Source organism: Amorphus coralli DSM 19760 (genome assembly GCF_000374525.1).
Taxonomy (GTDB): Bacteria; Pseudomonadota; Alphaproteobacteria; order Rhizobiales; family Amorphaceae; genus Amorphus; species Amorphus coralli.
This window is the reverse complement of record NZ_KB894575.1, coordinates 1-26,993: the sequence shown is the minus strand read 5'-3', so window position 1 is coordinate 26,993 and position 26,993 is coordinate 1. Positions and strand designations below refer to the sequence as shown.

The window sequence follows — 26,993 nt, the reverse complement described above, 5'->3', positions numbered from 1 at the left end:
GCGCCAGGACGACCGCTCCCTCAGAGATCGAGATCCGCCCACACCGGCGCGTGCAGCGATCCCCGGAAGCCGTTGGGAATGTCGGTGTCGTCGATGAGGGCGTCGTTCTCGATGTCGACCCCCGCCAGTTTCTCCGCCAGCGCCTGCGACATCAGGATGTGGTCGAGGAGTTGCCGCCGGCCGGCGTGCAGGGCGGAATGGCGTCGCTCGGCCGGCACCCGCATTTCAGCCGCCGCCAGCGCCCGGTCGGCCAGGTCCGGGGTCTCTGTCTCGTCCACCGGCGCCATCAGCATGCGCAGCGGGGTCTCGAACAGATCGGCGTTCAGATCGCCAGCCACGGCGATCAGTGCGCGGGGATCCGCGTCCAGGAGCAGGTCGATGGCGTGGCGGATTTCCAGTGCCTGTCCCGTCCGCTTCAGCGCTGCCAGGTGATAGCCCTCCGCCCAACCCGTGGCGCTGCGCCAGCGGTGCGCGTCGAGCTTCTCGCCGGGCACGGGGGCGGCCAGCGGCGCCCTCAGGTGGGCATTGAAGACCTCCAGCGTCCGTCCGTCGGCGAGCGCAAGGCAAGCCTGGAGCACCGGGCGGTCGAAGCGTACGTCGACCGGATCGTCCGGGGCGGTGGGCAGCCGGATGGAGACCGGCGGTACCAGGTCGTGGCGCAGGCTGCGGTGGGCGGTGACGGGCAGGCGCGATAGGGTCACCAGGTTGTGCCGGTCGCCGACCGGCCCGTCCGGCCCGGCCGAGACGCGGTGAAAATCCGCAAGCGGCGTGCCCTCAAGCAGCGCATCGAGGTCGGCCAGCACGCGCTCGCCGCCGCCGACGGGGCGCTGGCCATTCACCTCCTGCAGGCAGAGAATGTCGGGGTCGAGCGAGACGAGCCGCTCCCGCATGGGTGCGAGGCGCGCCTCGGTTTCGCTGTCGCCGGCCCGGTCGCCTCCAAAGGATTCCATGTTGAAGGTGGCGAGCCGCATCATGGTCGCCCCGGCCGCTCAGTCCGTGCCGTGATCGGGTGACTGGGCCTCGTCGCGCACCCGGTCGCGGAAGACGCGCCGGATCACCTTGCCCGTGGTGGTCAGCGGCATCTCTTCCACGAATTCGATCTCGCGCGGATACTCGTGCGCGGAGAGGCGGTCGCGGACATGGCCCTGGATCTCGCTGGCGAGCGTTTCCGCCGGTTCCACGTCCGGGCGCAGCAGCACGAACGCCTTGACGATCTCGGTGCGGATGGCGTCCGGCTTGCCCACCACCGCCGCCAGCTGGACGGCGGGATGGGCCACAAGGCAGTCCTCGATCTCGGTGGGGCCGATCCGGTAGCCGGCCGAGGTGATGACGTCGTCGTCGCGGCCGACGAAGGTGACGTAGCCATCGTCGTCCATGGTCCCCTGGTCGCCGGTCATCAGCCAGTCGCCGCGAAACTTGTCGGCCATGGCCTGGTCGTTGTTCCAGTAGGTCAGGAACATCACCGGGTCCGGCGCCTTCACCGCGATGGTGCCCTGCGTGCCATGGGGGACCTCGCGACCGTCCGCGTCCACGACGGCGACCTCGTGGCCCGGCACCGCGCGGCCGATGGCGCCGCCCTTGTTGACGCCGATGGCGGCACACGAGGAGAGCACCAGGTTGCACTCGGTCTGGCCGTAGAACTCGTTGATCGTCAGTCCCAGCGTCTCCCGGCCCCAGTCGAAGGTGCCGCGGCCGAGGCTTTCGCCGCCGGAGCCGATGGAGCGCAACGCAACGCCAGCCGGTGGCGGCGCGGCCTTCAGCATCCTGAGCGCCGTCGGTGGGATGAAGGCGTTGCGCACCTCCGCGTCCACCATCAGCCGCCAGGCCTCTTCCGGGTCGAACCGGTCGAAGCGGCGCGCCACGACGGGAACGCCGAGCTTCAGCGCCGGCAGCAGCACGTTCAGGAGCCCCCCGGCCCAGGCCCAGTCGGCCGGCGTCCAGATCCGGTCGCCCGGTTGCGGCAGGAAATCGTGATGCATCTGCACGCCCGGGATGTGGCCGAGCAGCACTCGGTGGCCGTGCAGCGCGCCCTTGGGCGGTCCCGTCGTGCCGGAGGTGTAGATCATCATCGCCGGCTCGTCGGCGCCGGTGTCCACCGTCTCGAACCGGTCGGAGGCCCGGTCGACGAGGGTGCCGTAATCCTCCGCGCCGCTCTCCGTCCCGTCGATGGAGACGACCAGGCCAAGCGCGGGCAGTGCGTCGCGGATGCCGGCGACCTTCTCCGCTCCGGCCCGGTTGGTGATCAGGGCGCGCACGCCGGCATCGGCCAGCCGGAAGCGCAGCGCCTCGGGTCCGAACACGGCGGCGAGCGGCAGCGCGACGGCGCCCATCTTGTAGATCGCCAGGTGCGCGACCGCCGTTTCGCTCACCTGCGGCAGGAACACGGCCACCCGGTCGCCGCGGGCGATGCCCTTGGCGGTGAGCGCGTTGGCCAGCCGGTTGGAGAGCCGGGCAAGCGTGCGGTAGCTGAGCTCGCGCCGTGTGCCTTCCGGGCCGAACTCGATCAGCGCGCGCCGGTCCGGATCGCGCCGGGCCCACGCGTCGCAGGCGTCGGCGGCAATGTTGTAATGCTCCGGGATTTGCCAGCGGAAACCGGCAACCAGGCTGTCATAGTCCGCCGCAGGGGCAAGCGTCGTCACGGGGTCCGTCCTTTCGTTCTCTCCGCCCGGCCGGCGGCGTACTATGGGAACGGACCCGCGCGACTGCAATCGGGGTGGTGCTCAGTCCACCGCGGCCGAGGCCGGCGCGGCGAAGATGGCCGCCCAGAACACCTTGTATTTCGAGTTCGGCGCATACGCCGTGGCGATGCCGAAGCGGGTCGCATCCGGGTCGAGCATGTGGGCGTTGTGGGTCTTCAGCTCGCGCCAGCCGGAGAAGGCTTCCGCCGTGGTGCGGTAGCCGGCGCTGACATTCTCCACGGCGCTGGATGCCGCATAGCCGGCCGCCTCCAGCCGCGCCTTGATGGCACGCTCGCCGGAGAGCGACAGCTGCACGCTGTCGCGGGCGGCCAGCGCATTGGCCTGTTCCTGGGCGATGGCATTCAGCGCCGGGTCGACGGTGAGCGCGCCGAGCCCGTTGTTCTGCCGGTAGGAGTTGATCAGACCGAGGGCGGCGGTCGGATCGACCTGGGCCGTCGGCGAGCCGAGATCCTGGTAGAAGGCCGGCTTTTCGGTGGGCTGGGCGCAGGCGGCAAGGCCGGCGAGCGCGGCAAGCACCAGAATGCGGGAAACGCGGCGGAGGGGCATCGGCAGGTCCTCGGGGAAGGGGTCGGCTATATCTCGGCGCCGTCCCCGTCGGGCGCGTCGGAGATCGGTTCGGCGGACGGGTTGGTATCGTGCGGCGCAGACTGCGCGCCGCCCCGGCCATCCGTCTGGCGCCCCGCGCGGCTTTCCGTCAGGTGCACGTCGCGGCGCGTGTAGGGAATGGAGATGCCGTTCTCCCGGAGGGTCCGGTAGACGGCGAAACGCAGCTCGGACTTGGCGCTCAGGATGTAGTCCACGTTGCCGAGATAGCAGAAGATCTGGAACTCCAGCGCCGATTCGCCGAAGTCCGAGAGATACACCTTCGCCTCCGGGTAGGCGAGCACGTTCGGATGTGCCTGGGCGACCTCCAGCAGGAGATCGTGCACCATGTCCGGATCGATGTCGAAGGGCACCCGCACGTCGATGATCACCCGGCCGGAATTGTCGGTGTGCATCCAGTTCTTCACGACCCCGGAGATGAGGTCGGAGTTCGGCACGATCACCGTGGAGCGGTCGAAGGTCTCGATTTCCGTGGAGCGCACGTTGATGCGCTTCACGTAGCCCTGTTCGGCGCCCACGACGATCCAGTCGCCGGCCTTGATCGGCCGCTCCGCGAGCAGGATCAGGCCGGAAACGAAGTTGTTGACGATGGACTGCAGGCCGAAACCGACACCGACCGAAAGCGCGCCGGCGATGATCGCGACGTTCTGCAGGTTGAAGCCGGCGATGGAGAACGCGACCATGCCGGCGAAGATCACGCCGATATAGCCGAGCCCGGTGCGCACCGACGTCTTCAGGCCGATGTCCATGCGGGTGTGCGGCAGGAAGCGCGTGTCCAGCCAGCGCTGGAAGGCCCGGGTGGCCAGCATGCCGATGACGAACACGACCAGCGCGCCGACGATGGCCGTTGGCGAGATCGTGACAGAGCCAATGCTCATGCCCGTCGCCAGCCGGCGCAGCGCGCTCGACAGATCATCGCTGTTCAGGCCGAACGGCGCGAGCATCACGCTCACCGCCACGATGATCAGGAAGATCCTGATGATGCCGGACAGGACCGCGCCGGACTGCTCGATGGTGGCCGTGCGGAAGCGCAGGTTTCCGGAGAGGATGTTGCCGACGGTGGTGCCGGACCGGAAGCCGGCGCTGATCGTCTCGTCGGTGAAGGCCAGCGCCAGGAACAGCACGCTGAGAACCACCGATACCCACACCGACTGGCCGACGAGGAACCAGCCGAGGGTGAGATAGCCGGCGAGCGGCGCGAGCGCGGCAACGATGGCGGTGAGCCAGGCGGGTGGCAGCAGCCAGCGCCAAACCTCCACCGTGCTGGATTCGGCGCTGTCGGTCTCCTCGTTCAGCCCGCGCGCAATGGCGTGCAGCGTGCCCATCGAGGCGATGGCAGTGAGCACGGCGAATATGCCCTGCAGGCCCTGGATGACCGGCAGCGGCATGGCGAGCACGTCGGACATGTTCACGATGAACAGCCCGACGGAGAAGATGCCGCCGTAGACCAGCACCCATTTCATGATGCCGGCGGCGGCTTCATCGCCCACCGCGAGATAGCGCCAGGTCGGCCGGCTGGGCGCGATGATCGCCTGGCTCAGCCCGCGCACCGCGGCGAACAGGGCGACCGACTGCAAGGCCGCGATCAGCGTCTCGTCGATGCGCTGCGGCGACAGGTCGAAGGCATCGAGCAGCAGGATGAAGCCGCCCAGCAACGTCACTGCAATGCCGACCGTGACGGTTGCGATGGCCGAGGCATGGGTGACGCGCGGGAGCGCCGCCACGTTGGTGGCGTCCGGGTTGCGGTTGGTCCGCCGGTCGAGGAAGCGGCGCACCGGACCGACGACGATGAGGCTGGCGATCAGCAGGATGATGATGGCCGCGGCCGACGTGCCCCCGGCGCGGTTGTGGATCAGTGTCGTCCAGTCGTCGACCAGCAGGTTCAGGCTGACCGCGGCCCGAGGAAGTTCGGAGACGATATCCGACCAGAGATTGGGGTTGAGGATGCTGCGCCGCCGTTCTCCGACCTGCTCGGCGAACAGCTTCCGGCGCCGTTCCTCGATGGTTGCGATGAGTTCGTCGGCGCGCAGCCGTGTCGCCTGGGCCTGCTTAAGAATGGCCTCGTGGGCCACCAGAAGGCGGGTCTGCAGTTCACGTTCCTGCTTGAGGGTGGCTGGCTCCAGCGCGCTCTGCTCGTCCGGCAGGCTCAACTCTTCCAGCCGCGCGGTGAGGGCGTTTGCCCTCGGCTGAAGCCGTTCGGTCAGCGGGTTGATGGTGTCGCGCAGCTCGATGATCGAGCGTCGATGTTCGACCAGGGCGTGGTCGCCGATGTCCTCGGAGGCGAGCTGCTCGGCGATTCGATCGAGTTCGGCGCGCCACTCGTCCACGAGCGCCTGGTCGTTCGGATCCACCGTCGCGGGCGGTGGTGGCGGCTCGGCCGGCTTCTGGCTGGGCGTGGCATCGCTCTCGGTCGACGAGTCCGCTTCTGGCTGGCTATCTGCCGAGCCGGTCCCGGGCGTTCCGCGGAAGGTGCCGGTGATCGGCGAGGTGAGGGGAGAGACCTGTCCCGTCGTGGAGGTCTGCGCGGTCGCAGCCGACAGCCCGGTGGCGAGAACCGCCGCCACCACGAGGCCGCTCAGGATATGGCGAAGTGTGTGTCGCACGGCCGGGCCATCTGCTGGGTGCCGGAAAGAATGACGGTCCCGGCGACGCGCGGCTACCGGTTGCGTCCGCACCCTGCAACAGAACGCGGCGTGGATAAGGCAGCCCGTCGGCCGTGCCGACACGCAAGGCAGCCGGCCGGCCCTCCTCAGGCCCGTTCGACCGGCTTTTCCTCGTCGCCGTCCTCTTCCTCGGGCGGGGTCAGCACGTCGGACATGCCGTCGGAGCTTACGACGCCCCGCAGCCGGCCCTCGTTGTCGACCACCGCGACGGGATATTCCGCGGCCAGCGTGGTCGGCAGCGCCACCTCGAGCCGGTCGTCTTCCTTGAGGACGGGCAGATCCTCGGCGACGTCCCAGATCGTCTTCGTTCCGTTGGGCTCGTCAAGCGCCGCCTGCACGGCGTCCTGGGTGACGAAGCCGCGATAGGCGTCTCCCTCCACCGCGTAGCCGTATTCCGCGCCCCTGCGGCGCATGTCGCTGAGCGCGCGCTCCAGGTTCTCTTCGGTGATGCGGTACTGCGGGGCGTTCATGATCACGTCCACCGTCAGCACCCGCGCGCGGTTCACGTCGCGCACGAAGGCCCGCACATAGTCGTCCGCCGGCTGCAGCAGGATCTCCGGGGGCGTGCCCACCTGCGACAGGCGGCCGTCCTTCAGGATGGCAATCCGGTCGCCGATCCGCAGCGCCTCGTCGAGATCGTGGGTGATGAACACGATGGTCTTGTTCAGCTCCGCCTGCAGCGAGATCAGCTGGTCCTGCATCTGGCTTCGGATCAGCGGGTCGAGCGCGGAGAAGGCCTCGTCCATTAAGAGCACCTCGGCGTCCGTCGCCAGGGCCCGGGCGAGGCCGACGCGCTGCTGCATGCCGCCGGAGAGCTGGCTCGGATACTGGTGCTCGAAGCCGGAGAGCCCGACCGCGTCGATCCAGCGCTGGGCGTGCTCGTCGCGCTCGCGGCGCTTCATGCCGCGCACTTCCAGCCCGTAACCGACATTCTCCATGACGGTGCGGTGCGGCATCAGACCGAAGCGCTGGAACACCATGCTCATGCGCCGACGGCGGAATTCGCCGAGATCGTGCATGTTCAGGCCGATGATGTCGGTCCCGTCGACGACGATGTGGCCGTCGGTGGGATCGATCAGCCGGTTGAAGTGCCGGATCAGGGTGGACTTGCCGGACCCCGACAGCCCCATGATCACGAAGATCTCGCCCTTCTTGATGGAAAGGGAGACGTCGTGCAGGCCCAGCGTGTGCCCGGTTTCCGCCAGGAGTTCGTCCTTGCCCATCCCCTGCTTGACCAGCGCCAGCGCGCTCTTGGGGTCGGGGCCGAAGATCTTCGTGATGTGCTCGACTTCGATCAGCGCCATCTCGGTGTCCTTGTGGTCTTCTGCTTTGGCGGGGTGGGATCAGGAGTTGGCGACGTTGCGATAGGCCTGGGCCCGCTGGCCGATCGACTGGCTGATGCGGTCGAACACCACGGCAAGGATCACGATGGCGATGCCGCCGACGAGGCCCTGGCCGGAATCGTTGCGCTGCAGGCCGAGCAGCACCGTCTCGCCGACGCCGCGCGCGCCGATCATCGAGGCGATCACGACCATGGCCAGCGCCATCATGGTGGTCTGGTTGATGCCCTGCATGATGGACGGCAGCGCCAGCGGGATCTGCACGCCCTTCAGCATCTGCCAGCGCGTGGCGCCGAAGGCGCGGCTGGCTTCCACGACCTCGCTGTCGACCAGGCGGATGCCCAGGTCGGTGAGGCGGATCAGCGGCGGCGTCGCGTAGATGACGGTGGCGAGGATCGCCGGGACCTTGCCGAGGCCGAACAGCATGGCCGCCGGGATTAGATAGACGAAGCTCGGAATCGTCTGCATCAGGTCGAGGATAGGATTCAGGATCGTCCGGGTCGTGTTGGAGCGCGCCGACAGGACGCCGAGCGGGACGCCGACCACGATCGCGATGCCCACCGAGACGAGCATGATCGCCACCGTCTGCATGGCCTGTTCCCACAGGCCCAGCGTGCCGATGAACCACATGGCCAGCATCATGGCGAGCGACAGCACGATGCGCCGGCTCGCCGCGTAGGCAAGGATGCCGATCAGCAGGATGATGGTCCAGGCGGGCGCGGCGCGCAGTCCCTGCTCGAGTGCCACGAGCACCGTCAGGAGCGCGTCGGAAATGGCTTCGAAGAAGTTGCCGTAATTCACCACCAGGAAGGTGACGAAGTCGTTGGTGGCACCGCGGATTGCGCGGCCGACGTTTTCGCCGAGAAAGAAGGCTTCCTGGTTCATGTTCGCCTCTGGCTTACTGGCCCGGTTCGTCCCGCAACGCCTGCGTGCTGTGGGGTCCGGATCTCAAAAAAGGGGCCGGCGGCGAGGCCGGCCCCCAGGTCATCACAGGTGTCGATGCGCGATCCGCCGCCCGGCTGCTGCCGCACTGCGTGGCAACACGACAACGCATTGGCGGACCGATGGTTCATCGTGCCCGGTTCGCGCGGGCCCGATCAGCCGCCGTTGAGCGAGGCCTTCACGGTCTCCGCCACTTCCGCCGGAACCCACTGCGTCCAGATGTCCGGGTTTTCCTTCAGGAAGTGCTCGGCGGCCTCGTCGGCCGTGGCGTTGTTGTCCTGCATGTAGGCCAGCGCCTTGGAGACCATGGCGTTGGTGGTCTCGTAGTTGGACAGGAACTCGATCAGGTCCGGAGCCGTCTCGGCGAACTTGTTGTTCACCGCAAGGGAGACCTCCACCAGCGGGTAGGCCGTGGCTTCCGTCACGTCTTCCGGGTTGGCCGCCTCGTTCAGCTTGGTCCAGATTTCCTCGTTGTACTCAGGCTCTTCGAGCGCGACGACCTGGTCGCCGATCTTGCCGAGCACCCAGGTCGGGCCCCAGTAGTAGAAGACGATCGGCTGTTCGCGCAGGATGGAGCTCTCGATGGCCGCGGACAGCGCCGCGCCGGTGCCCGGGCGGAAGTTCGTGTAGCTGTCGGTCAGGCCGTAGGCGTGAAGCTTCTTGGTGTTGATCACCTCGCAGCCCCAGCCGAGGATGCAGTTGTAGAAGCGGCCCTTGCCCGGCTCTTCCGGATCTTCGAACACGTCCTTGAACTTCGGCAGGTCGGAGACGGACTTCAGGCCGGCGGCCGGCGCATCGTCACCCTCGACCAGGTATTTCGGCACGAACCAGGCCTGCGTGGCGTCGGGGAAGTTGATGCCCACCGACTTCACCTGGCCGCGCTCGACAGCCTGCTCCCAGGCGTCGCGCACGTTCGGGATCCACATTTCCATGGTCACGTCGATGTCGCCGCGGGCCATGCCGTTGAGCAGCGGGATCGTGGAGCCGGGAATGGAGTCCGTCTGGCAGCCGTAGCCCTTCTCGATGATGTAGCTGGCGACGCCGTTGTGGAAGGAGTTGGAATCCCAGTCCAGACCGGCGAAGACGACCGGGCGGTCGATCTCGCAGACCGGGGTGTCCTGGGCCATGGCCGGCGCGGCGAACGCGGCAAGGCCGAGCGGTGCCGCAAGGGCGATCTTGGCGAGGGCGTGGTTCAGCACGGATATCCTCCTTGGCGCGGATCGACATCCGCGGCGCCGGGCTGGCGCGCAGGACGATCCGTCCAACTGGCTTGTGAAAAGAGGCATGGCCCAGCCATGCGTTCACATGGACGGGCGATGCGCTCAGCGCATAGCTCAGTATAGAGGGTCGGGCCCGTTTGTGAACCCGTGTGGCCGAAATGGGGCAGGCCACACAGCCGTCCGCCCACCCCGAGCGGCCCCGCTCACCGATCCACGCGATCCGGGCGGGCGGCCGCCGGACACTGGTTCAAGATCTTGGAAAAATTGACGTTTTAGGCTAGAGCGCCGCCTTCACCTTCTCCGCCACGGACGCCGGAACCCATTTGGTCCACACGTCTTCGTTGGCCTTGAGGAAGGTCTGCGCCGCCACGTCCGCGTCGCCGCCATTGTCTTCCATGTCGGCCAGCGCCTTGCTGGTCAGCGCGCTGGTCGTCGAGTAGGCGTTGAAGAAGGCCGTCAGGTTCGGCGCGCTTTCGGAGAACGCCTTGTTGGCGCCGATGATCACCTTGCTGACCGGATAGGCGGTGGCGGCATCCGGCACCTCGGCCGCCATCATCGCGTCCCAGATCTCGCGGTTGAAGGCCGGCTCCTCCAGCTGCACGAACTCGTGCTTGCCCATCAGCGCCGTCGGCGCCCAGTAGTAGAACAGGATCGGCTTCTTGCGCAGGTAAGCGGAATCGACCGCGGCCTGCAGCGAGGCGCCGGTGCCGGGCCGGAAGTTGGTGTAGGAGTCCTCCAGCCCGTAGGCGACGAGCTTCTTGGAATTCACCACCTCGCACTGCCAGCCGGCCGGGCAGTTGTAGAAGCGGCCCTTGCTCGGCTCCTCCGGGTCGGTGAACAGCGGCGCGAACTGCGGCAGGTCCTCCGCCTTCTTCAGCGTCGGCGCCGGCGCTTCCGCGCCTTCCACCAGGTAAGTGGGCACGAACCAGCCTTCCACGGCGTCAGGGAAGGTGGTGCCGAGCGCCACGACCGTGCCCGCCTTTTCCGCATCGACCCACGCCTGGGCCGGGTTGGCCGTCCAGATCTCCATGATCACGTCGACGTCGCCGCGCGCCACGCCGTTGATCAGCGGGATGGTGGAGCCCGGCAGGTCGTCCACCTCGCAGCCGTAGCCGGTCTTGACGATGAACTTGGCGAGCGCGGTGTGGAAGGCGGCGGACTGGTAGTCCAGGCCGGCGAACATGACCGGCCGATCGATGTCGCAGCTGTCGTCGGCCGCCCGGGCGGCGGTGCCGGCAAGCGTCGAGGCCGCGAAGGCTGCGGCGGCGAGGGCGACAAGGCGGGCGGAGCGGGAAGCGGGCATCGTCCGGGTCCTCACGGTGCGTCTGCAAAAGGGTGAAGGCTGGCCCCCTCGGGCCGGATGCGGGGTCGGGCCGTGCCTGCGCGCTGCCCGTGTCTCGACTGACTGTCTTGGCGACAAGCCTAGTCAAGCGCTTCGGCAACGCAAGCGCGTGCTGTCCCGCACCGCAGCGTGGCGGTGCGGGAGCCGTCCGGTCGCCGGCGCGGTGATCAGGCCGCGGCCTGGCCGCTCGCTTCCAGGATGTCGTCGAACGTCCTCAGTCCGGTGGTCGGGGCCGACACCAGCACCGCCATGTTTCCGGGAGCATGCTGGTTGTTCCACATCTTGGTGTGGGCGCGCGGGATCTGCGCCCAGGGGAAGACCTCGCTCATGCACGGGTCGATGCGCTGGTCGAGGACGAACCGGTTGGCCTCGCTCGCCTGCTTCAGGTGGGCGAAGTGCGAGCCCTGCACGCGCTTCTGGTGCATCCAGACGTAGCGGGCGTCCATGGTCAGGTTAAAGCCGGTCGTACCCGCGCAGAATACCACCATGCCGCCGCGGCGCACCACGAAGGTGGAGATCGGAAACGTCGCCTCGCCGGGGTGCTCGAAGACGATGTCGACATTCTTGCCCTTGCCGGTTATGTCCCAGATCGCCTTGCCGAAGCGGCGGCCTTCCTTGCCCCAGGCGTCATATTCCGGGCTGCCGACCTTGGGCAGCTGGCCCCAGCAATCGAAGTCCTTGCGGTTGATGACGCCGCGCGCGCCCAGGCTCAGCACGAAGTCGCGCTTGGTCTCGTCGGAGATCACGCCGATGGCGTTGGCGCCGGCTGCCGCGCAGATCTGGATGCCGAACACGCCCAGCCCGCCCGAGGCGCCCCACACCAGCACGTTGTCGCCGGGCTTCAGGGTGTGCGGCGGGTGGCCGTAGAGCATCCGGTAGGCGGTGGCGAGGGTCAGCGTGTAACAGGCCGACTCCTCCCAGGTCAGGTGCTGCGGGCGGGGCATCAGCTGGCGCGCCTGCACCCGGGCGAACTGGGCAAAGCCGCCGTCCGGCGTCTCGTATCCCCAGATGCGCTGGGAGGAGGAGAACATCGGGTCGCCGCCGTTGCACTCCTCGTCGTCGCCGTCATCCTGGTTGCAGTGAACCACCACCTCGTCGCCCACCTTCCAGCGGGTGACCTTGGAGCCCACCGCCCAGACGATGCCCGACGCGTCGGATCCGGCGATGTGATAGGGCTGCTTGTGGCCGTCGAAGGGAGAGATGGGCTCGCCGAGCGCCGCCCAGATGCCGTTGTAGTTCACCCCCGCCGCCATCACGAGGACCAGCACCTCGTGGCTGTCGATCTCCCAGGTCGGGAGGACCTCCACCTGCATGGCCTCGTCCGGCGGCCCGTGGCGCTCGCGGCGGATCGCCCAGGCGTACATCTTCTCCGGCACGTGGCCGAGCGGTGGGATCTCGCCGATCTCGTAGAGGTCCTTCTCGGGTCGGGACTCGGCAATCGACATTGTTTTCCTCCCCTGTCGACGGCGTTTCGGGCATATTGCAGTGCAATATCCGCTCCTGTCCAGCGGTCCCGACGTCGCTTTCGATGCTGGCACGTTGCGGATCGTTCGCCAATCGCGGAGAGCGGAAGCCGGGAGGAGGGCGGCCGGTCGGCGAATGATGCTGGACGCGCCGCGATGCACGTTGGCATTGTGCCAATGTCGTGAAAGGGGAGGCGAGAGCCATGACCGACGAGAGCAAGGCGCCTGCGCGCGACAAGCCCTGGATCTTCCGCACCTACGCGGGTCATTCCTCGGCCGCGGCGTCCAACGCGCTGTACCGCTCCAACCTCGCGAAGGGGCAGACCGGGCTCTCCGTCGCCTTCGATCTCCCCACCCAGACCGGCTACGACCCCGACCACGCGCTGGCGAAGGGCGAGGTCGGCAAGGTGGGCGTCTCCATCGCGCACATCGGCGACATGCGGGCGCTGTTCGACCAGATTCCGCTCGACCGTATGAACACGTCGATGACCATCAACGCCACGGCCGCCTGGCTGCTGGCGCTCTACGTGGCGGTCGCCGACGAGACCGGCGCGCCGCGGCAAAGCCTCACCGGCACCACCCAGAACGACATCATCAAGGAATATCTGTCGCGGGGCACCTACGTGTTCCCGCCGGCGCCGTCGCTCCGGCTGATCACCGACGTCATCGCCTGGACGGGCCGCGAGGCGCCGAAGTTCAACCCGATCAACGTCTGCTCCTACCATCTGCAGGAGGCCGGCGCGACGCCGACCCAGGAGCTCGCCTTCGCGCTTGCGACCGCCATCGCCGTCCTCGACGCGGCGAAGGCGTCCGGCGCCATTCCCGAGGCCGAGTTCCCGCAGGCCGTCGGCCGCATCTCCTTCTTCGTCAACGCCGGCCTGCGCTTCGTCACCGAGCTCTGCAAGATGCGGGCGTTCGTGGAGCTGTGGGACGAGATCTGCGCCGACCGCTACGGCGTCGAGGACCCGAAATTCCGCCGCTTCCGCTACGGCGTGCAGGTGAACTCGCTCGGCCTGACGGAAAGCCAGCCGGAAAACAACGTCTACCGCATCCTCATCGAGATGCTGGCCGTCACCCTGTCGAAGACGGCGCGGGCCCGCGCCGTGCAGCTTCCGGCCTGGAACGAGGCGCTCGGCCTGCCGCGGCCCTTCGACCAGCAATGGAGCCTGCGCGCCCAGCAGATCCTCGCCTACGAGACCGACCTTCTGGAATATGGCGACCTGTTCGACGGCTCCACCGTCGTGGAGGCTCGCGTGGACGAGCTGAAGGAGGCCGCGCGCGCCGAGCTCGCCCGCATCGACGCCATGGGCGGCGCCGTCGCGGCCATCGAGTCCAGCTACATGAAGCAGCAGCTTGTCGAGGCGAACGCCCGCCGGCTCGCCCGCATCGAGACCGGCGAGCAGGTGGTCGTCGGCGTCAACGCCTACACCGAGGGCGAGCCGTCTCCGCTGGCCACCGGCGTCGGCGCGGTGATGACGGTGCCGGAAACCGTCGAGGCGGAGGCGATCGAGCGCCTGGATGCCTGGCGCGCGGGACGCGACGAGACGGCCGCGCAAGCCGCGCTGGCCGATCTGGAGGCGGCAGCGCGCGAGGGCCGCAACGTCATGGAGCCGTCCATCGCCTGCGCCAGGGCGGGCGTCACCACCGGCGAATGGGGCGCCACGCTGCGCCGCATCTTTGGCGAGTTCCGCGCGCCCACCGGTGTCGGCCAGGCGATGCGCTCATCCAGCGACGAACTGGCGGCGATCCGCGCCGAGGTGGACGCCGTCTCGGAGCGGCTCGGGCGGCGGCTGAAATTTCTGGTCGGCAAGCCGGGGCTCGACGGCCATTCCAACGGTGCTGAGCAGATCGCCATGCGCGCCCGCGACTGTGGCATGGAGGTGGTCTACGAGGGCATCCGGCTGACGCCGGCGGAGATCGTCAACGCGGCGCTGGAGGAGGGCGTCCACGTGGTCGGCCTGTCGGTGCTGTCGGGCTCGCACGTGGCGCTGGTCAGCGAGGTCATGCAGCGGATGCACCGCGCCGGGCTCGACGACGTGCCCGTCGTGGTCGGCGGCATCATCCCGGCGGAGGATGCCGAAACCCTGAAGGCCCGCGGCGTCGCCGCCGTCTACACGCCCAAGGATTTCCAGCTGTCGGAGATCATGCGCCAGATCGTGACCATCGTCGCGGCGGGCGAGACCGAGGCGGCTTGAGCGACAGCCAGACTCGCAATGGTTGCAATTATTGTACGAATGCACGATATAGGGGTTGTCTGGCTTCAGTTTAGAGCGGGAGAAGCCCTATGCGGCATCTTATGTTTGCCCTGGTCTGTGCGGCGGTGCTCGTCCCCATCGGGGTTGCGGTGGCGTCTGCCGTCATTCCGTGAGAACCGGAATACTGACAGGCTATCGAGCCGGGGCCCCAGGGTCCCGGCTCTCTTGTTTGCCTAGGATAGCCATTTGGGCGCCATCGCTGGACAGGAAGTTAGTCGGTGATTGACCGGCTGAGTTGACCAACCAGCGCGTCGATCCTCCGGCGCCGCGCCCTGTTACCGTCTTCGCCATCTTCGATGGTTTCATGCCAGGAATCTGTATCGGAGCGGGTTGCGGTTATGCCGGCCTTGTCTAGGTAGGACTGAGCGAGAATTAGGTGCCGGAATGCTTCCCGATTGATCTGGTCGGACCGAATGCCGAGCACGAACAACTTTTTCTTCCAGACGTCAGTCGCGGAAAGAATGACGCGTCCGTAAAGTTCGTTGTGCTTCGCAATCAGGACATACGCGTCCTTCGGATTCTTCATTCCCTGCGTGAAAACACATTCTTGGACGAGCGCGTTTCGCCGCGCTAGCTCGATTGTGGGAAGTGAAACGTTGCCGGAAATGTAGGCGCTTTCCACGTATAAATACGAAAAGCTTAGGTAGCTAACTGCGAGTAAAGCAATCGATTTGGAGTGGTCAAGCTGCTCATAGTTGTCCTTCTCCTGAAAGAGGGCGTTTTCGACGGCAGTCTTGTGGAAGTCGCTACGAAATCGGACCCACTCATCGGTTTTCGGATAGCGTTTGCGGAATGCACTGCAGATGGATGATTTTGTCCATTCCGAACGGTTTGCAAGAACCTCCCCCGAGACATCCACTGGCGCCTGGGCAAAGGCCGCTTCCATCCGTCCGAGGAGCGCCCTGAGCAATTCCTGACGTGCTGTCTCCATACCTTGTTGCGAGAGCGCAAGCTGGAGATATTGCATGGCTCGGATAATGGCCCATTCGGCGGTGATGTCGTCGGTATCCTTTTGTTGGCGTTCGCTATTGGCCTTGATCCAATCTGCTAGGTGCCTGATCGCAGCTTCATTGGCCCCGGCGCTGCCCAACGCAAAGCTGACGAGCAGTTCCTCATAAAGACTGGATAGGGTGTTGCCGTTGTTGTCATGGCGCCAAAGATCGAAATTCCACTCGCAAGGCTGAATCCGTCTTCCAAGAAGATGATCCAGGAGGCCGAAGTTATATTCTTGCCTGGCCCGGATTCCGTAGAGAAGGAGCTTCGGATTTGGAATATTGGCGAGTTCGATCCAGTTGAATGGCGGTGCATCTAGCCGCTTCAACAGCGACAAGAAGTTGCCGCTGTATCTGCTTCGTGCCTGGTGCAGGAAAACGCCGTAGAAATCATGCAAGAGTTTCGGATCATCGGTCTCCTCGATGATCGAAGAAAGGCATTGTACAAACGAGTTTCGCCGGTTGAACTGCTTGATTGCGCTGACGCTATTCTCAGTTATTGGCTCTCCTTTCAGTATGAAAATGTATTCATTATCGGAGGCTATGTTGTTCTTTAAGTATGGGATGGCTGAACATGTGTAGTAGTCGGAAAGAGTGAGAGGAGAAGGTTGTTTGCGTTCGCCTCGAAAGGTGCCTTGGACAATTGAGGCATCGGGCGTCGCATTGGCCCGTGGTTGTGCGAGAGAAAGTTGCAGCGGTGCAGACCGGATTTCGGTGATCCTCTCCAGCAGCCCTTTGAGCCCTGGGCCGACAATTGCCATGAAGATGATTAGCGCGAGCGCATAGCCCCATCGATTGTGAACCAGTCGCGCGCTCTCGGTCTCCAGTTGGTCTGGAGACATGATCATGAAACTCCCAAAGCCAAACAGCAGGCCGAACAGAATTCCGAGAACTGCCGAATAGCCTATCGACGAGTTGACTAATACAAATACAAACCAGACGTGTGTTCCAATTGATGGATGTAGGTCTAGTGAGTATACGGCGATACTCGAAAGTAGAAGTGCAAATATTCCAAGGCATATATAGGTGATTTTCGGCTTTTCGAACCACTCATAGTATTTGTCGGGGTGCTCTGGCTCCCAGATGTAGTGGAATATTGCGAAGCCCAGTGCCGCAGCGAGAGAGAAGACAAGAATGCTAGTCGGGCCCATCATACTGCTCCAATGCAATTATTGAGAGCATTTTTGCACAGAACACGCAATAAGGGAATATCAGGGGGCGGACCCGCTTCGTTCCTTTGCGCTGCCTGAAACGCCCTAAAAAAGGGGGCGCTGGACACGAAAACGCCGCCGAAGCTGGGCCTCGGCGGCGTTCATTCGATAGGCTTGTGCCGGGTCGCCCCGTCGTCTGAGGGCGCTGCGACCCGTCAGCGGGCCGCGTCGTGGCTCAGTGCACCGTCGCCATGTGCAACTGGTTCTGGTGCGCGTTGGCGATGACCGCCTCGCGGGAATCCGCCACCATGATCGGCGTGCCGTCGGCCGAAAGCAGCGCCCAGAGCTTGTGGTCGGGGGAAAGCTGCGGCGCGTCGGGGAAGAGGCTCTGCACCTCCTGGCCCGTCATCGGCTTCATGTAGGCGATCTGCCCGCCGCCGAGCTGGGCGAGGGCTTCCGGGGTGATGGCCGGCGTCTCGTTGCTGCCGGTGCGGTCGAACCGATGGTTCATGATCCTGTACTCCTCTACCTGTCCACGCCGACCGTCCTTCGGGACCGGTTCGGCGATGCCCCCGTTTCCGGCGGGCCTCTTCTCCGTTGCGTCCGGCCGTGCTGGCCGGATCGTGCGGGAGCCGTCTGGCTCGGCCCGACGTCCCAGAGGGCGTTTGGGCCGGCCGAGGTCTGTCCGCCCATGCCGCCTTCCTCGGGCCGCTGGCGTGGAAGGGTCGGGCAGCGTGGCCGCGCCCCGATCCGGTGAGCCGAACGGGCGCGACGCTTGGGCGGTGCTGCGCTCTAGTCGCGGGCGGTGATGTCGATCTTGCGGACGATGCGTTCCGGCTCGGGCCGTACCAGGTCGATGGACAGAAGCCCGTCCTTCAGCTCTGCCGTCTTGATCTCGATGCCCTCGGCGAGCACGAAGGTCCGCTGGAACTGCCGCGCCGCAATACCGCGATGCAGGAACTGGCGGCCGCTGTCGTCCTCGCTCTGCCGGCCGCGGATCACCAGCTGGCTTTCCTCCAGCGTGATTTCGAGCTGGTCGCGGGTGAACCCCGCCACCGCCAGCGTGATCCTCAGGACGTCGCCGCGGCCCGGATCGGCGGACAACCGTTCGATGTTGTAGGGCGGATAGCCGTCGTTGGCGGCCTTCGACACCCGGTCGAGCACCCGCTCGATATCGTCGAACCCGAGCAGGAACGGGCTCGAAAACGTCGTCAGACGTGACATTGCGCAGTCCTTGTTCAAAGCGACCGTGCGGCGGCCGGACCCGAACTGGCATCCGGCATGCCGGGGCGTCTTGCCCGACTGGAAATATGGGGAAAGTCCGGACGCGTTCAAGCAGCCGGCCCCGGCGCTGGGACCCGGGAGCCGCGCGCGCGGGCGGCGCGCAGGGGGCCGCCTCAGTCGGTGCCGTCGTCGCGCGCCAGGAGGTCCGGCCGGCGCGCCCGGGTGAGCGCTTCCGCCTGGGCGCGGCGCCAGGCCGCCACCTTGCCGTGATCGCCGGAGGTGAGAACCGGCGGGATCGTCCGCCCCTCCCATTCGGCTGGCCGGGTGTACTGGGGATATTCCAGCAGCCCGCCCTCGAAGCTTTCCTCGCTGGCGGACTCGGCCGCCCCCATGACGCCCGGCAGAAGCCGGACCACGGCGTCCAGCAGCGTCATTGCCGCCACCTCGCCGCCGGAGAGCACGTAGTCGCCGACGGAGACCTCGACGAGGCCGCGCGCCTCGATCAGGCGCTCGTCGACGCCCTCGAAGCGGCCGCAGAGGATCGTCAGCCCCGGTCCGGCGGCGAAGCGCTTCACGTCGGCCTGGGTCAGCGGCTTGCCGCGCGGGCTCATCAGCAGGCGCGGCCGGGCGTCGCCCTCCGGGCTTGCGGCGTCGATGGCCCGGGCCAGCACGTCGGCGCGCATGACCATGCCGGGACCGCCGCCCGCCGGCGTGTCATCGACCGAGCGGTGCCGATCGCTGGCATGGTCGCGGATGTCGACGGTGTCGAGCGACCAGCCGCCCTCACCGAGCGCGCGTCCGGCCAGCGAAAAGCCGAGCGGGCCGGGAAACATGTCGGGAAACAGGGTGAGGACGGTGGCCCGGAAGCTCACGGCCGCCCCTCCGGCGGTGTGTCCTGGTCGGGCGCCTCGTCGTCCGGCCCGTCCTCCGCCTCGCCCGGCTCGGGGGAGGCATCGTCGAACAGATTGTCCGGAAGCGTCGCCACCAGCCGGCCGCCGGCAATGTCCACCTCGGGCACGCAGGCGCGGGTGAACGGCAGGTAGACGCTGGGTCCGTCCGGGCGGGCCACCTCGATCAGGTCGCCGGCACCGAAATCCTGGACGGATTTCACCGTACCGAGCACCGTTCCTGCGGCGTCGACGACGGCGAGGCCCATCAGGTCGACATGGTAGAAGGTGTCGTCTTCATCGATCTCGGGCAGCCGGGCGCGGGGCAGCCAGAGCGTCTCGCCCCTCAGCGTCTCCACCGCCGTGCGGTCCGGGATGCCGGAAAACCAGGCGATCAGCTTGCCGCCGGACGTCTCCAGCCGGGTGATCTCGATGGTGCGCCCGTCGGAAAGCGCCAGCGGGCCGCAGTCCGTCAGCGTCTCCGCCTCCTCGGCGAAGACGCGCAGACGCGCGGCCCCGCGCACGCCGTGGGCCGCGCCGATCTCGGCGAGCGCCACATAGTCCGCGGGGGTCGCTGCGGGGCCGGTCTTCGCCGGCCGCCGCCCGGTTCGTCTGTCCCTGGGCCGGTCCGCCATGGCGGCAACGCCCGGAGCGGGGGCCGATTACTCGGCCGCCGCCTCTTCCGTGGCCGGAGCCTCCTCGGCGGGAGCGGCCGCGGCTTCGGCCGCATCGGCCTCGGCCTGCTTGCGGGCCTCGGCGCGCTCCTGGGCCTTCTTGCCCGGCTGCGCCTTGTTCGGGTTGTTGCGCGCCGGGCGCGACTTGATGCCGGCGGCGTCGAGCAGGCGCAGCACGCGGTCGGTCGGCTGGGCGCCGGCGTCGAGCCAGTGCTTCACGCGCTCTTCCACCAGGGTGAAGCGCTCCGGGCTGTCCTTCGGGAGCAGCGGGTTGAAGGTGCCGACCTTCTCGATGAAGCGGCCGTCGCGCGGCGCGCGGGCGTCGGCGATGACGACGCGGTAGTAGGGGCGCTTCTTGGCGCCGCCGCGGGTGAGGCGGATCTTGAGAGACATGGGATCAGTCCTTTTGTTGATCTTGACGTGTTCGGGTTGAGGGAGAAGCGCCGCGTCTCAGCGCTTCTTGAACTTGAACTTCTGGCCGCCGCCGGCGCCGGGCATGCCCGGCAGTCCGGGAAGGCCGCCGGGAGCGCCGGGGAAGCCGCCGGGCATCGGCGGCAGTCCGGGGGGCATCCCGCCGCCACCGGGCAGGCCGCCCTGCTTGGCGAGCTTTTCCAGCTCCGCCGGATCCATCTGCGGCATGCCGCCGCCGCCACCGCCGCCCATCAGGCCGGAGAAAAGGCCCTTCTTCTTGCCGACGGTCTTCATCATGTCGGCCATCTGGCGGTGCATCTTGAGGAGCTTGTTGACCTCCTCCACGCGGGTGCCGGAGCCGGCGGCGATGCGCTTCTTGCGGCTGGCCTTGAGGAGCTCCGGCTTGCGCCGCTCCTTCGGCGTCATCGAGTTGATGATCGCCACCTGCCGGCCGATGATCTTGTCGTTGATGCCGGAGGCTTCCATCTGCTTCTTGGCCTTGCCGATGCCGGGCATCATGCCCATCAGCCCGCCCAGCCCGCCGAGCTTTTCCATCTGCTGCAGCTGGCCCTTGAGGTCTTCCAGGTCGAAGCCGCCCTTCTGCAGCTTCTTGGCCATCGCCTCGGCCTGTTCCTGGTCGATGTTGGCCGCGGCCTTTTCCACCAGGGAAACGATGTCGCCCATGCCGAGAATGCGGTCGGCGATGCGCTTGGGGTGGAAGTCCTCCAGCTGGTCGGCACGCTCGCCGACGCCGATGAGCTTGATCGGCTTGCCGGTGACGGCGCGCATGGAGAGCGCCGCACCGCCACGCCCGTCGCCGTCGACACGGGTCAGCACGATGCCGGAGACGCCCACGCGCTCGTCGAAGGAGCGCGCCACCTTCACCGCGTCCTGGCCGGTGAGCGCATCCGCCACCAGCAGGATCTCGTGCGGGTCGGAGATCCGCTTGACCTCCGCCATCTCGTGCATCAGCGCCTCGTCGACGTGCAGCCGGCCGGCGGTGTCCAGGAGCACGATGTCGAAGCCGCCGAGCCGGGCGGCGGTCAGCGCGCGCTCGGCGATCTGCGGCGGCGTCTGGCCCGGCACGATCTTCAGCGTCTCGATGCCGTTTTCCTCGCCGAGCACCTTGAGCTGCTCCATCGCGGCGGGGCGGCGCGTGTCAAGCGAGGCCATCAGCACCTTGCGCTTGTCGCGGGTGGCGAGGCGCTTGGCGATCTTGGCAGTGGTGGTCGTCTTGCCCGAGCCCTGCAGGCCGACCATCATGATCGCCACCGGCGGCGGCGCGTTCAGGTCGATCGGCACGGCCTCTTCGCCCAGCGTGGCGACCAGCTCGTCGTGGACGATCTTGACCACCATCTGGCCCGGCGTGACCGAGCGGACGATTTCCGCGCCCACCGCCTTTTCGCGGATGCGCTCCACGAAGGGGCGCACCACTTCCAGCGCCACGTCGGCTTCCAGGAGCGCGCGGCGGATCTCGCGCAGCGCGGCGTCGACGTCGTCGGCCGACAGCGCGCCGCGCCGGGTCAGCTTGTCGAATATGCCGCTCAGGCGGTCACTCAGACTGTCGAACATCGCTTCTCGCACTCCTCGCCGCCGGACCTCCCGGCCATCATCCAGACCAACGCAAAACGCACCCGCGGGCGAACATCGCTGGCGGGTGGTGGCCTCCGGGATCTCAGTCCCGGTCGGCGGGTCTCGGTGATCGCTCAGGATCGGTGGACCCCGCTTCCTAGTCCGTCCGCCGCGCAGCGTCAACATTCCCCGCGCGATGGCCGGCCTCCTGAGATAGGATGACAGGGTCCGTCTTGTCAGGGGCGGGCGTGCCTGCAATCAGTCGCAGGCCGGATGCCGCGCTGACAGACTCGCTTGCAGAAAGGACCCGTCATGGCCGTCGACCTGTCGATCTCTCCCGAAACCATCCGTCTGGTGATCGACAAGGCGCGCACGGTCTCCGCCGAACTCACCGACACCTTCGAGGACGGCGGCGAGCACGACACCGAGTTCGATCCGGAGACGCTGGAGCGCAGCCACGCCCATGACGGCCTCGAGGAGGAGGAGGAATCCAACCTCACCGAGGAGGAGCTGAAGGAGCTCATCGACGACCTCAACGTCGACGAGGCGGCCGATCTCGTCGCGATCACCTGGGTCGGCCGCAACGATTTCGAGGCCGCCGAGTTCGAGCAGGCCCGCCGCGAGGCCCAGGACCGGGCGGAAGGCCCGACCTCCGCCTACCTGATGGCGATGCCGCTTCTGGCCGACTATCTCGAGGCCGGCCTCGACGCGCTGGAATTATAAGCAATCGCAGGAAAAGTGCCCTTGCGGTTTTCCGTCCGCGATTGCGGCTAAACGAGCCAATCGCAGGAAAAGTGCCCTTGCGGTTTTCCGTCCGCGATTGCGGAGTAAAGAAGCTTTCTAGCCCCTCGCGCCGAGTGCGCTTCGCGCACCGGCTCCGGGTGGGCGACCTGGTCTTTTTGAGTCGCAAAGCCGGACGGCGAACCGGTTCCCACTTCGCCTGGCTTTGCTCGGCGGCCCGCAGTCGCGCTTTGGGGGAGCAGTCCGGCACGACCGGGATCCTGATGCCCGGAGCATTCGCATTTACTCCGCTCATCCCCGCGAAAGCGGGGATCCATAGGGCCTGCCGGCCGCCTCCCAACGGAATGATGGGTTACTCCAGACCCCGATCCAAACACCGCTCATTCCCGCGAAGGTGGGAATCCAGGGCCACAGACCGGAGGCTTTCAACTGGGAACCCCGGCGGGTCCGGCCCGCCCATCACTCCGCCCGTCTTCCTGTGACCCTCCGCTTGCTCCGATCGACGAGCAGCTTCACCGTCGCCGCGACCACCAACCCGCACAGCGCGATCTTCGACACGCTCTCCATCGTCCCCTCGATCAGCAGCGCGTGCGCCACCACGCCGGCGACGATCACCACCGCCAGCGACAGGTGGCCGGCCCGCCACCAGCGCGGCGGGATGCGCAGGGGGCGGCGCAGGGCGGCCAGCCCGGCGCTCGCAAACACCGCCCACATGGCAATCACACCCCAGGCGGAGAACGGCGTCGGCGAGCGGAACAGGAGCGCGTCCACCACGTCCGGCGGGCTGGTGATCCACAGCCCCGCCACGTGCACGACAAGCGCCGCGACGAGGGCGACGCCGACAAAACGGTGCAGCCGCCGGCGCCGCGCGGGCGAAAGTCCCGGCAGGAACCCGCCGATCGCGAGCGGCTGGAATAAGAGCAGGCCCAGCGCGACGATGCCTGCGAACCCGGCCGCGATATAGACCGGGCTCCGCCAGGCGAGGAGCGGGCTCAGGGCGGCGAGCGCCAGGGGCACGGCGACGGCCGCTCCCGCCACGGCCCATATCAGGATCGCGCGGGCCGGGCGCATGCGCGGTGGCGTCAAGGGGCTCAGGCCGGCTGCAGCACGAAGTGGGCTTCGAGGCTGGTGTCGCTGGAGCTCGCCATCACGGGGCGCAGGAACACCGTCTGGAAGTCGCCGCTGTCATAGGCGAGGTGTCCGTGCGCCTGGCCGAAGGCCGGCACGATCTGCGGCATCTCCAGCCGGAACACGCCGTTTTCGTCGGTCAGCGTGGCGCCGTGGCTTTCCGGGTCGCGCTCGTAGCCCTCGGTGGTGTGGGCCCAGACCTGGATGCGCTGGCCGGCCAGCGGCGCCCCGTCGCCGACGCGGCGCACCGTGCCGGTCATCCAGAACCCGCCGCCGCCGATGCGCTCCACGATGGGCGCGCCGGGCCGGTAGTTGTTGGAGCCGCCGCGCATGGAGGGTGTCGGCGCAACGCCGCTGGCGCGGGCCCGGGCGGGAACGAGCAGCCCGGTAGCGCCGGTGGCAAGGGCTGCGCCTCCGGCGGCGAGAAGCGCGCGGCGGTCGATCAAGCTGGAACTCATGAGGGGGCCTCCTGATGATCGCACGGTCGGACGGGCCGGGTCGTCGTCGGACGGATCCCGACCGCCTTTGACACCGACCTAGGGCGTCACCCCGCCAATTACCAACGGAGGTGGGCATTTGCGCGGCAGCGCACACTCACAGTCGCGTGAGGCTATTTTGGATTCCGCTCGCGCGAGTTCGCTGCGCTCACCGCTCCGCGAGGGCGGCCTGACCGGCCGGCGCGTGGTCGCGCTATGGTGGGGGCAGTCCGGTCAGGCGGAGATTGGTTCGCTCCGAACGAACCACTCACTCCGCTCATTCCTGCGAAGGCAGGAATCCAGGGCGACACCCCGCAGCTTCAGGTCGTCGCGCTCCTAAAGTCCGATCACACAAGTTCGCTTGACCCATCACTGAGCGCGTGAAACCGGGTCGGTCGGCGCGCAGTCACTTGCTGAAACAAACAGCGGAAGCAATATTTCTCTTGCGGGTCGGCCGAATAAGGGATTGGTTTTAATGGACGGCCGAAGCCATCTTGCGTCAATTTCAGTGGGAGGTTTAGCTCATGATACCCGAAGATCTTCAATACGGAAATCTCACCATACTTCTATCTTCTTATTCAGACAAAGGGCGTGGTGAATCGGTATCTTTTCTTAATTGGTTCTTAGAAAATATCTTTCGCCTAGATTCAATATCTGCGGACGATTCGATTTGCGATCGGCCTAATGATCGAGGTATAGACGGCGTTTATGTTGATCATGACCAAGAAAAAATTGTTATATTGCAAGGTAAAATTCGACAAAAAGAAGCAACTGTCGGCGACGCCCCTCTCCGCGATCTTGCGGGAACACTGACTCAGTTTAAAGATCGAGCTTCAGTGGAGGCTCTGCAGTTGGGTGGCGGAAATGAAGAGCTAAAAAAGCTTCTCTTGCGTGAGCATGTGGCCGACCTGGTTGAAAAAGGATACGGGGTCATCGGTAGCTTTGTCACGAATCTACCTCTTGACGCAAATGGCAGAGAATTTCTGGATCAAGCAGGCAATATCCGCGCGTACGACCGTAATAGGATATGTTCAGAGTTTATTGATATTGAAGCTAAGGGTGGTGTTGAGGGGGAGTTTTCTTTGGACGCAAGTTATGTAGATCCAATGAAGATTCAGACGGGCGATGAAGCTACAAGCTATATTTTCCCGGCAAAAGCTTCCGAGCTTGTTGGAATGTCAGGAATCGATGATGGAACACTATTCTCTCAGAATGTTCGACTTTCACTAGGCAATACAAAAGTAAACAAATCTCTCGAGGAAAGTATAAAAGATAAGAGAGAACACAAAAATTTCCCCCTGTATCACAATGGCGTAACGATTCTCTGTTCGAGCGCGCGATATATAAACGAGACGGTGGTGATTAATAATTATATGGTTGTCAACGGCGCTCAGAGTATTTCTACTTTTAAAAAATCGTCGTCTCATTTGACAGACGATCTGAGAGTTTTAGTAAAAATAGTTGAGCTAAACAACACAGGCTTGGCACGTAAGATAACGGTAAATAGCAATAATCAAAATGCAATAAAAGCAAGAGACTTGAAGTCAAACAATGAGGTTCAGATTCGTCTAAAGGAAGAGATGAAGGAGGTGTCAGGTGGCGAGTTCGATCTTGAGATCAAGCGTGGTGAAAAAGCGCGCGAAGGCGCCAAGGTTATCACGAACGAAGAGGCCGGACGCCTTCTCCTGGCAAGTGATCTAGGTGAGCCTTATTCTTGTCATCAGATTTATAAGCTTTTTGATGAAAAGTATGCCGAAATATTTGCTCGGCCGGCTGTTAGTGCTTGGAGAATAATATTGCTCCATAAGGTAATGGAGCGTGTCGAGGCGTCTCTTGAGAGGATAGATTACAAGCCTCTGGCAAGGTACGGGCTAACTCGATTTTTTATACTTTCTTGTGTATTTAGTCTCATTCAGGAGGATGAGGCATCGCGCGACCTTATGCGAAGTCCAAGGAAAGTTTTTGAAGATGGATTGGACGAGAAATTTTGCGATGCTGTCACTGAGGTATTGAAGACACTTATTGTCGACTTGAATTATGAAGTAAAATCTCTGGGGGAAGGCTTCGACTATAAGGGAGATCTGAAAAGTCCGAGTAAGGTCGCCGAGCTTCGTGGGGAGTTAATGAGAAGCCACAAGAAAGATGTTGAGCGTGAGAAAGCAGCGGCGTTCGGTCTCTTGTTAGTTTAATGGTGTGTGCAATGCGGACACGAAACCGTATCCGCATTGCACGAAGACCTCACGATCTCCGATAATGCGTCGTCTTCGGTTGTGCTGGCGGCGCTTCGCGACCTTCTCCACTCCCCTCTAAAACTTCCTCTGATCCGCGCTCCACGGCCCTGGGCCGGCGAAGACGAGGTACAGGAACAGGAAGCAGAACAGGACCGCCGCGTCCCCGCCGTTGGTGGCGGGGAAGAAGCCTCGCGGCGCGTGGACCATCCAGTAGGCCACCGCCATCATGCCGGAGGCGACGAAGGCGGCGGGCCGCGTGAACAGGCCGATGGCGATCAGCACGCCGGTGACGATCTCGATGACGCCGCCCACCCAGAAGAGCGACAGGAAGGCCGGCGCGTGGTCGGTGGCCGGGATGCCGATCAGCTTCTGGGTGCCGTGCTGCAGGAACAGGAGCCCGGCGACGAGCCGCGTGACGCTCAGCACCCGCGGTGCGATCCAGCTCGGAAATGTCATGGCCCGGTCCCCCTTCGACCCGTTGAAAACGCTCTGTGGCTCCAAGGGTTAGCAAAGACGCGGCCGGTGCGGAATGCAGAAAGCGCGGCGAGCGCGGCGGGTGCCGGGTCTCCGCGGGCGTTCCGATCTCGGCTCGTTCCGGCGCAGGCCGGAACGCAGGTGCCGAGTCGGCTGTAGATGGCGCGGCGGGACGAGACCCGTCGCCGGTGGCGGCGGGCATCCTCTCGCCCAGTCGGCCCCGTTTTCCGCCGCAACTGGATCCGGCCTTCGCTGGACTGCGCGGCGCAGAAGGTTGGTCCTGGAGCAACCATCATTCCGTTGGGCGCCTGCCGACAGGCCCCATGGATTCCCGCCTTCGCAGGAATGAGCGGAGGGTGGGGCGGGCACTGACTGACACAACTCCCGGCCTTCCCGGACAGCACTCACCAGCGCGACCGCGCGCCGGCCCAAGCAAAGCCAGGAAAAGTGGCACCGGTTTTCCGTCCGGCTTTGCGACCAAAGAAAGCAAAGCCAGGAAAAGTGG

The 26,993-nt window shown here is 65.7% G+C and carries 22 protein-coding genes; 3 read left to right on the top strand and 19 right to left on the bottom strand.

Features of this window, described 5'->3' with window-relative positions:
- Positions 1–20 precede the first annotated feature (20 nt).
- The 9 genes from C507_RS0115275 to ccrA all read right to left on the bottom strand — a co-directional run bounded on the left by C507_RS0115275 (position 21) and on the right by ccrA (position 12,254).
- Positions 21–971, bottom strand: coding sequence for an endonuclease/exonuclease/phosphatase family protein (locus C507_RS0115275; RefSeq protein ID WP_026319136.1), 951 nt, complete (start codon positions 969–971; stop codon positions 21–23).
- Between the two features lie 18 nt (positions 972–989).
- Complete coding sequence (locus C507_RS0115270) at positions 990–2,639, bottom strand: AMP-binding protein (protein ID WP_018700583.1); 1,650 nt, start codon at positions 2,637–2,639, stop codon at positions 990–992.
- 81 nt (positions 2,640–2,720) lie between these two features.
- Positions 2,721–3,245 (bottom strand): CAP domain-containing protein, encoded by a 525-nt coding sequence (locus tag C507_RS0115265; RefSeq protein ID WP_018700582.1) that lies wholly within the window; start codon positions 3,243–3,245, stop codon positions 2,721–2,723.
- 26 nt (positions 3,246–3,271) lie between these two features.
- The gene (locus tag C507_RS0115260) at positions 3,272–5,905 is read right to left on the bottom strand and encodes a DUF3772 domain-containing protein (RefSeq protein ID WP_156829339.1); all 2,634 of its coding nucleotides are present in this window, start codon (positions 5,903–5,905) and stop codon (positions 3,272–3,274) included.
- A 146-nt stretch (positions 5,906–6,051) separates the two neighbouring features.
- Complete coding sequence (locus C507_RS0115255; RefSeq protein ID WP_018700580.1) at positions 6,052–7,269, bottom strand: quaternary amine ABC transporter ATP-binding protein; 1,218 nt, start codon at positions 7,267–7,269, stop codon at positions 6,052–6,054.
- A 39-nt stretch (positions 7,270–7,308) separates the two neighbouring features.
- Positions 7,309–8,190 carry an ABC transporter permease gene (locus C507_RS0115250; protein WP_018700579.1) on the bottom strand — a complete coding sequence of 294 codons (882 nt, stop codon included), beginning with the start codon at positions 8,188–8,190 and terminating at the stop codon, positions 7,309–7,311.
- Positions 8,191–8,402: 212 nt separating this feature from the next.
- A complete protein-coding gene (locus tag C507_RS0115245; RefSeq protein ID WP_018700578.1) occupies positions 8,403–9,446 on the bottom strand; it encodes an ABC transporter substrate-binding protein in 1,044 nt (347 codons plus the stop codon).
- A gap of 298 nt (positions 9,447–9,744) precedes the next feature.
- Positions 9,745–10,770 (bottom strand): ABC transporter substrate-binding protein, encoded by a 1,026-nt coding sequence (locus tag C507_RS0115240; protein ID WP_018700577.1) that lies wholly within the window; start codon positions 10,768–10,770, stop codon positions 9,745–9,747.
- 206 nt (positions 10,771–10,976) lie between these two features.
- Positions 10,977–12,254 (bottom strand): crotonyl-CoA carboxylase/reductase, encoded by a 1,278-nt coding sequence (gene ccrA, locus C507_RS0115235; protein WP_018700576.1) that lies wholly within the window; start codon positions 12,252–12,254, stop codon positions 10,977–10,979.
- Between the two features lie 221 nt (positions 12,255–12,475).
- On the opposite strand from ccrA, the gene C507_RS0115230 reads away from it, so the two are divergent.
- Positions 12,476–14,467 (top strand): protein meaA, encoded by a 1,992-nt coding sequence (locus C507_RS0115230; RefSeq protein ID WP_018700575.1) that lies wholly within the window; start codon positions 12,476–12,478, stop codon positions 14,465–14,467.
- 271 nt (positions 14,468–14,738) lie between these two features.
- Here C507_RS0115230 and C507_RS0115225 read toward each other — a convergent pair whose 3' ends face one another.
- The 7 genes from C507_RS0115225 to ffh all read right to left on the bottom strand — a co-directional run bounded on the left by C507_RS0115225 (position 14,739) and on the right by ffh (position 21,438).
- A complete protein-coding gene (locus C507_RS0115225; protein ID WP_156829338.1) occupies positions 14,739–16,670 on the bottom strand; it encodes a hypothetical protein in 1,932 nt (643 codons plus the stop codon).
- Positions 16,671–16,905: 235 nt separating this feature from the next.
- The gene (locus C507_RS0115220) at positions 16,906–17,181 is read right to left on the bottom strand and encodes a BQ00720 family protein (protein WP_018700573.1); all 276 of its coding nucleotides are present in this window, start codon (positions 17,179–17,181) and stop codon (positions 16,906–16,908) included.
- A gap of 281 nt (positions 17,182–17,462) precedes the next feature.
- Positions 17,463–17,894, bottom strand: a complete 432-nt coding sequence (locus tag C507_RS0115215; RefSeq protein WP_018700572.1) for an Hsp20 family protein — start codon at positions 17,892–17,894, stop codon at positions 17,463–17,465.
- 173 nt (positions 17,895–18,067) lie between these two features.
- Positions 18,068–18,766: a tRNA (guanosine(37)-N1)-methyltransferase TrmD gene (trmD, locus tag C507_RS0115210; protein ID WP_018700571.1), complete on the bottom strand. Its 699-nt coding sequence runs from the start codon at positions 18,764–18,766 to the stop codon at positions 18,068–18,070.
- Positions 18,763–19,416, bottom strand: a complete 654-nt coding sequence (gene rimM, locus C507_RS21590; RefSeq protein WP_083923590.1) for a ribosome maturation factor RimM — start codon at positions 19,414–19,416, stop codon at positions 18,763–18,765. Before rimM ends, trmD begins: the two co-directional genes overlap by 4 nt.
- Positions 19,417–19,443: 27 nt before the next feature.
- Positions 19,444–19,848 (bottom strand): 30S ribosomal protein S16, encoded by a 405-nt coding sequence (gene rpsP, locus C507_RS0115200; protein ID WP_018700569.1) that lies wholly within the window; start codon positions 19,846–19,848, stop codon positions 19,444–19,446.
- Between the two features lie 57 nt (positions 19,849–19,905).
- Positions 19,906–21,438 (bottom strand): signal recognition particle protein, encoded by a 1,533-nt coding sequence (gene ffh / locus C507_RS22495; RefSeq protein ID WP_018700568.1) that lies wholly within the window; start codon positions 21,436–21,438, stop codon positions 19,906–19,908.
- Between the two features lie 312 nt (positions 21,439–21,750).
- On the opposite strand from ffh, the gene C507_RS0115190 reads away from it, so the two are divergent.
- Positions 21,751–22,161, top strand: a complete 411-nt coding sequence (locus C507_RS0115190) for a DUF3775 domain-containing protein (RefSeq protein ID WP_018700567.1) — start codon at positions 21,751–21,753, stop codon at positions 22,159–22,161.
- A 477-nt stretch (positions 22,162–22,638) separates the two neighbouring features.
- On the opposite strand, the gene C507_RS0115185 is transcribed toward C507_RS0115190, so the two are convergent.
- A complete protein-coding gene (locus C507_RS0115185; protein ID WP_018700566.1) occupies positions 22,639–23,250 on the bottom strand; it encodes a ferric reductase-like transmembrane domain-containing protein in 612 nt (203 codons plus the stop codon).
- A gap of 20 nt (positions 23,251–23,270) precedes the next feature.
- Positions 23,271–23,765, bottom strand: coding sequence for a peptidase associated/transthyretin-like domain-containing protein (locus C507_RS0115180; RefSeq protein WP_018700565.1), 495 nt, complete (start codon positions 23,763–23,765; stop codon positions 23,271–23,273).
- Positions 23,766–24,307: 542 nt separating this feature from the next.
- Between C507_RS0115180 and C507_RS22865 the strand changes: the two genes are divergently transcribed.
- The gene (locus tag C507_RS22865) at positions 24,308–25,972 is read left to right on the top strand and encodes an AIPR family protein (protein ID WP_083923588.1); all 1,665 of its coding nucleotides are present in this window, start codon (positions 24,308–24,310) and stop codon (positions 25,970–25,972) included.
- Between the two features lie 117 nt (positions 25,973–26,089).
- On the opposite strand, the gene C507_RS0115170 is transcribed toward C507_RS22865, so the two are convergent.
- Entirely contained in the window at positions 26,090–26,470 is a 381-nt protein-coding gene (locus C507_RS0115170; protein WP_018700563.1) for a DoxX family protein, read from the bottom strand.
- Positions 26,471–26,993 lie beyond the last annotated feature (523 nt).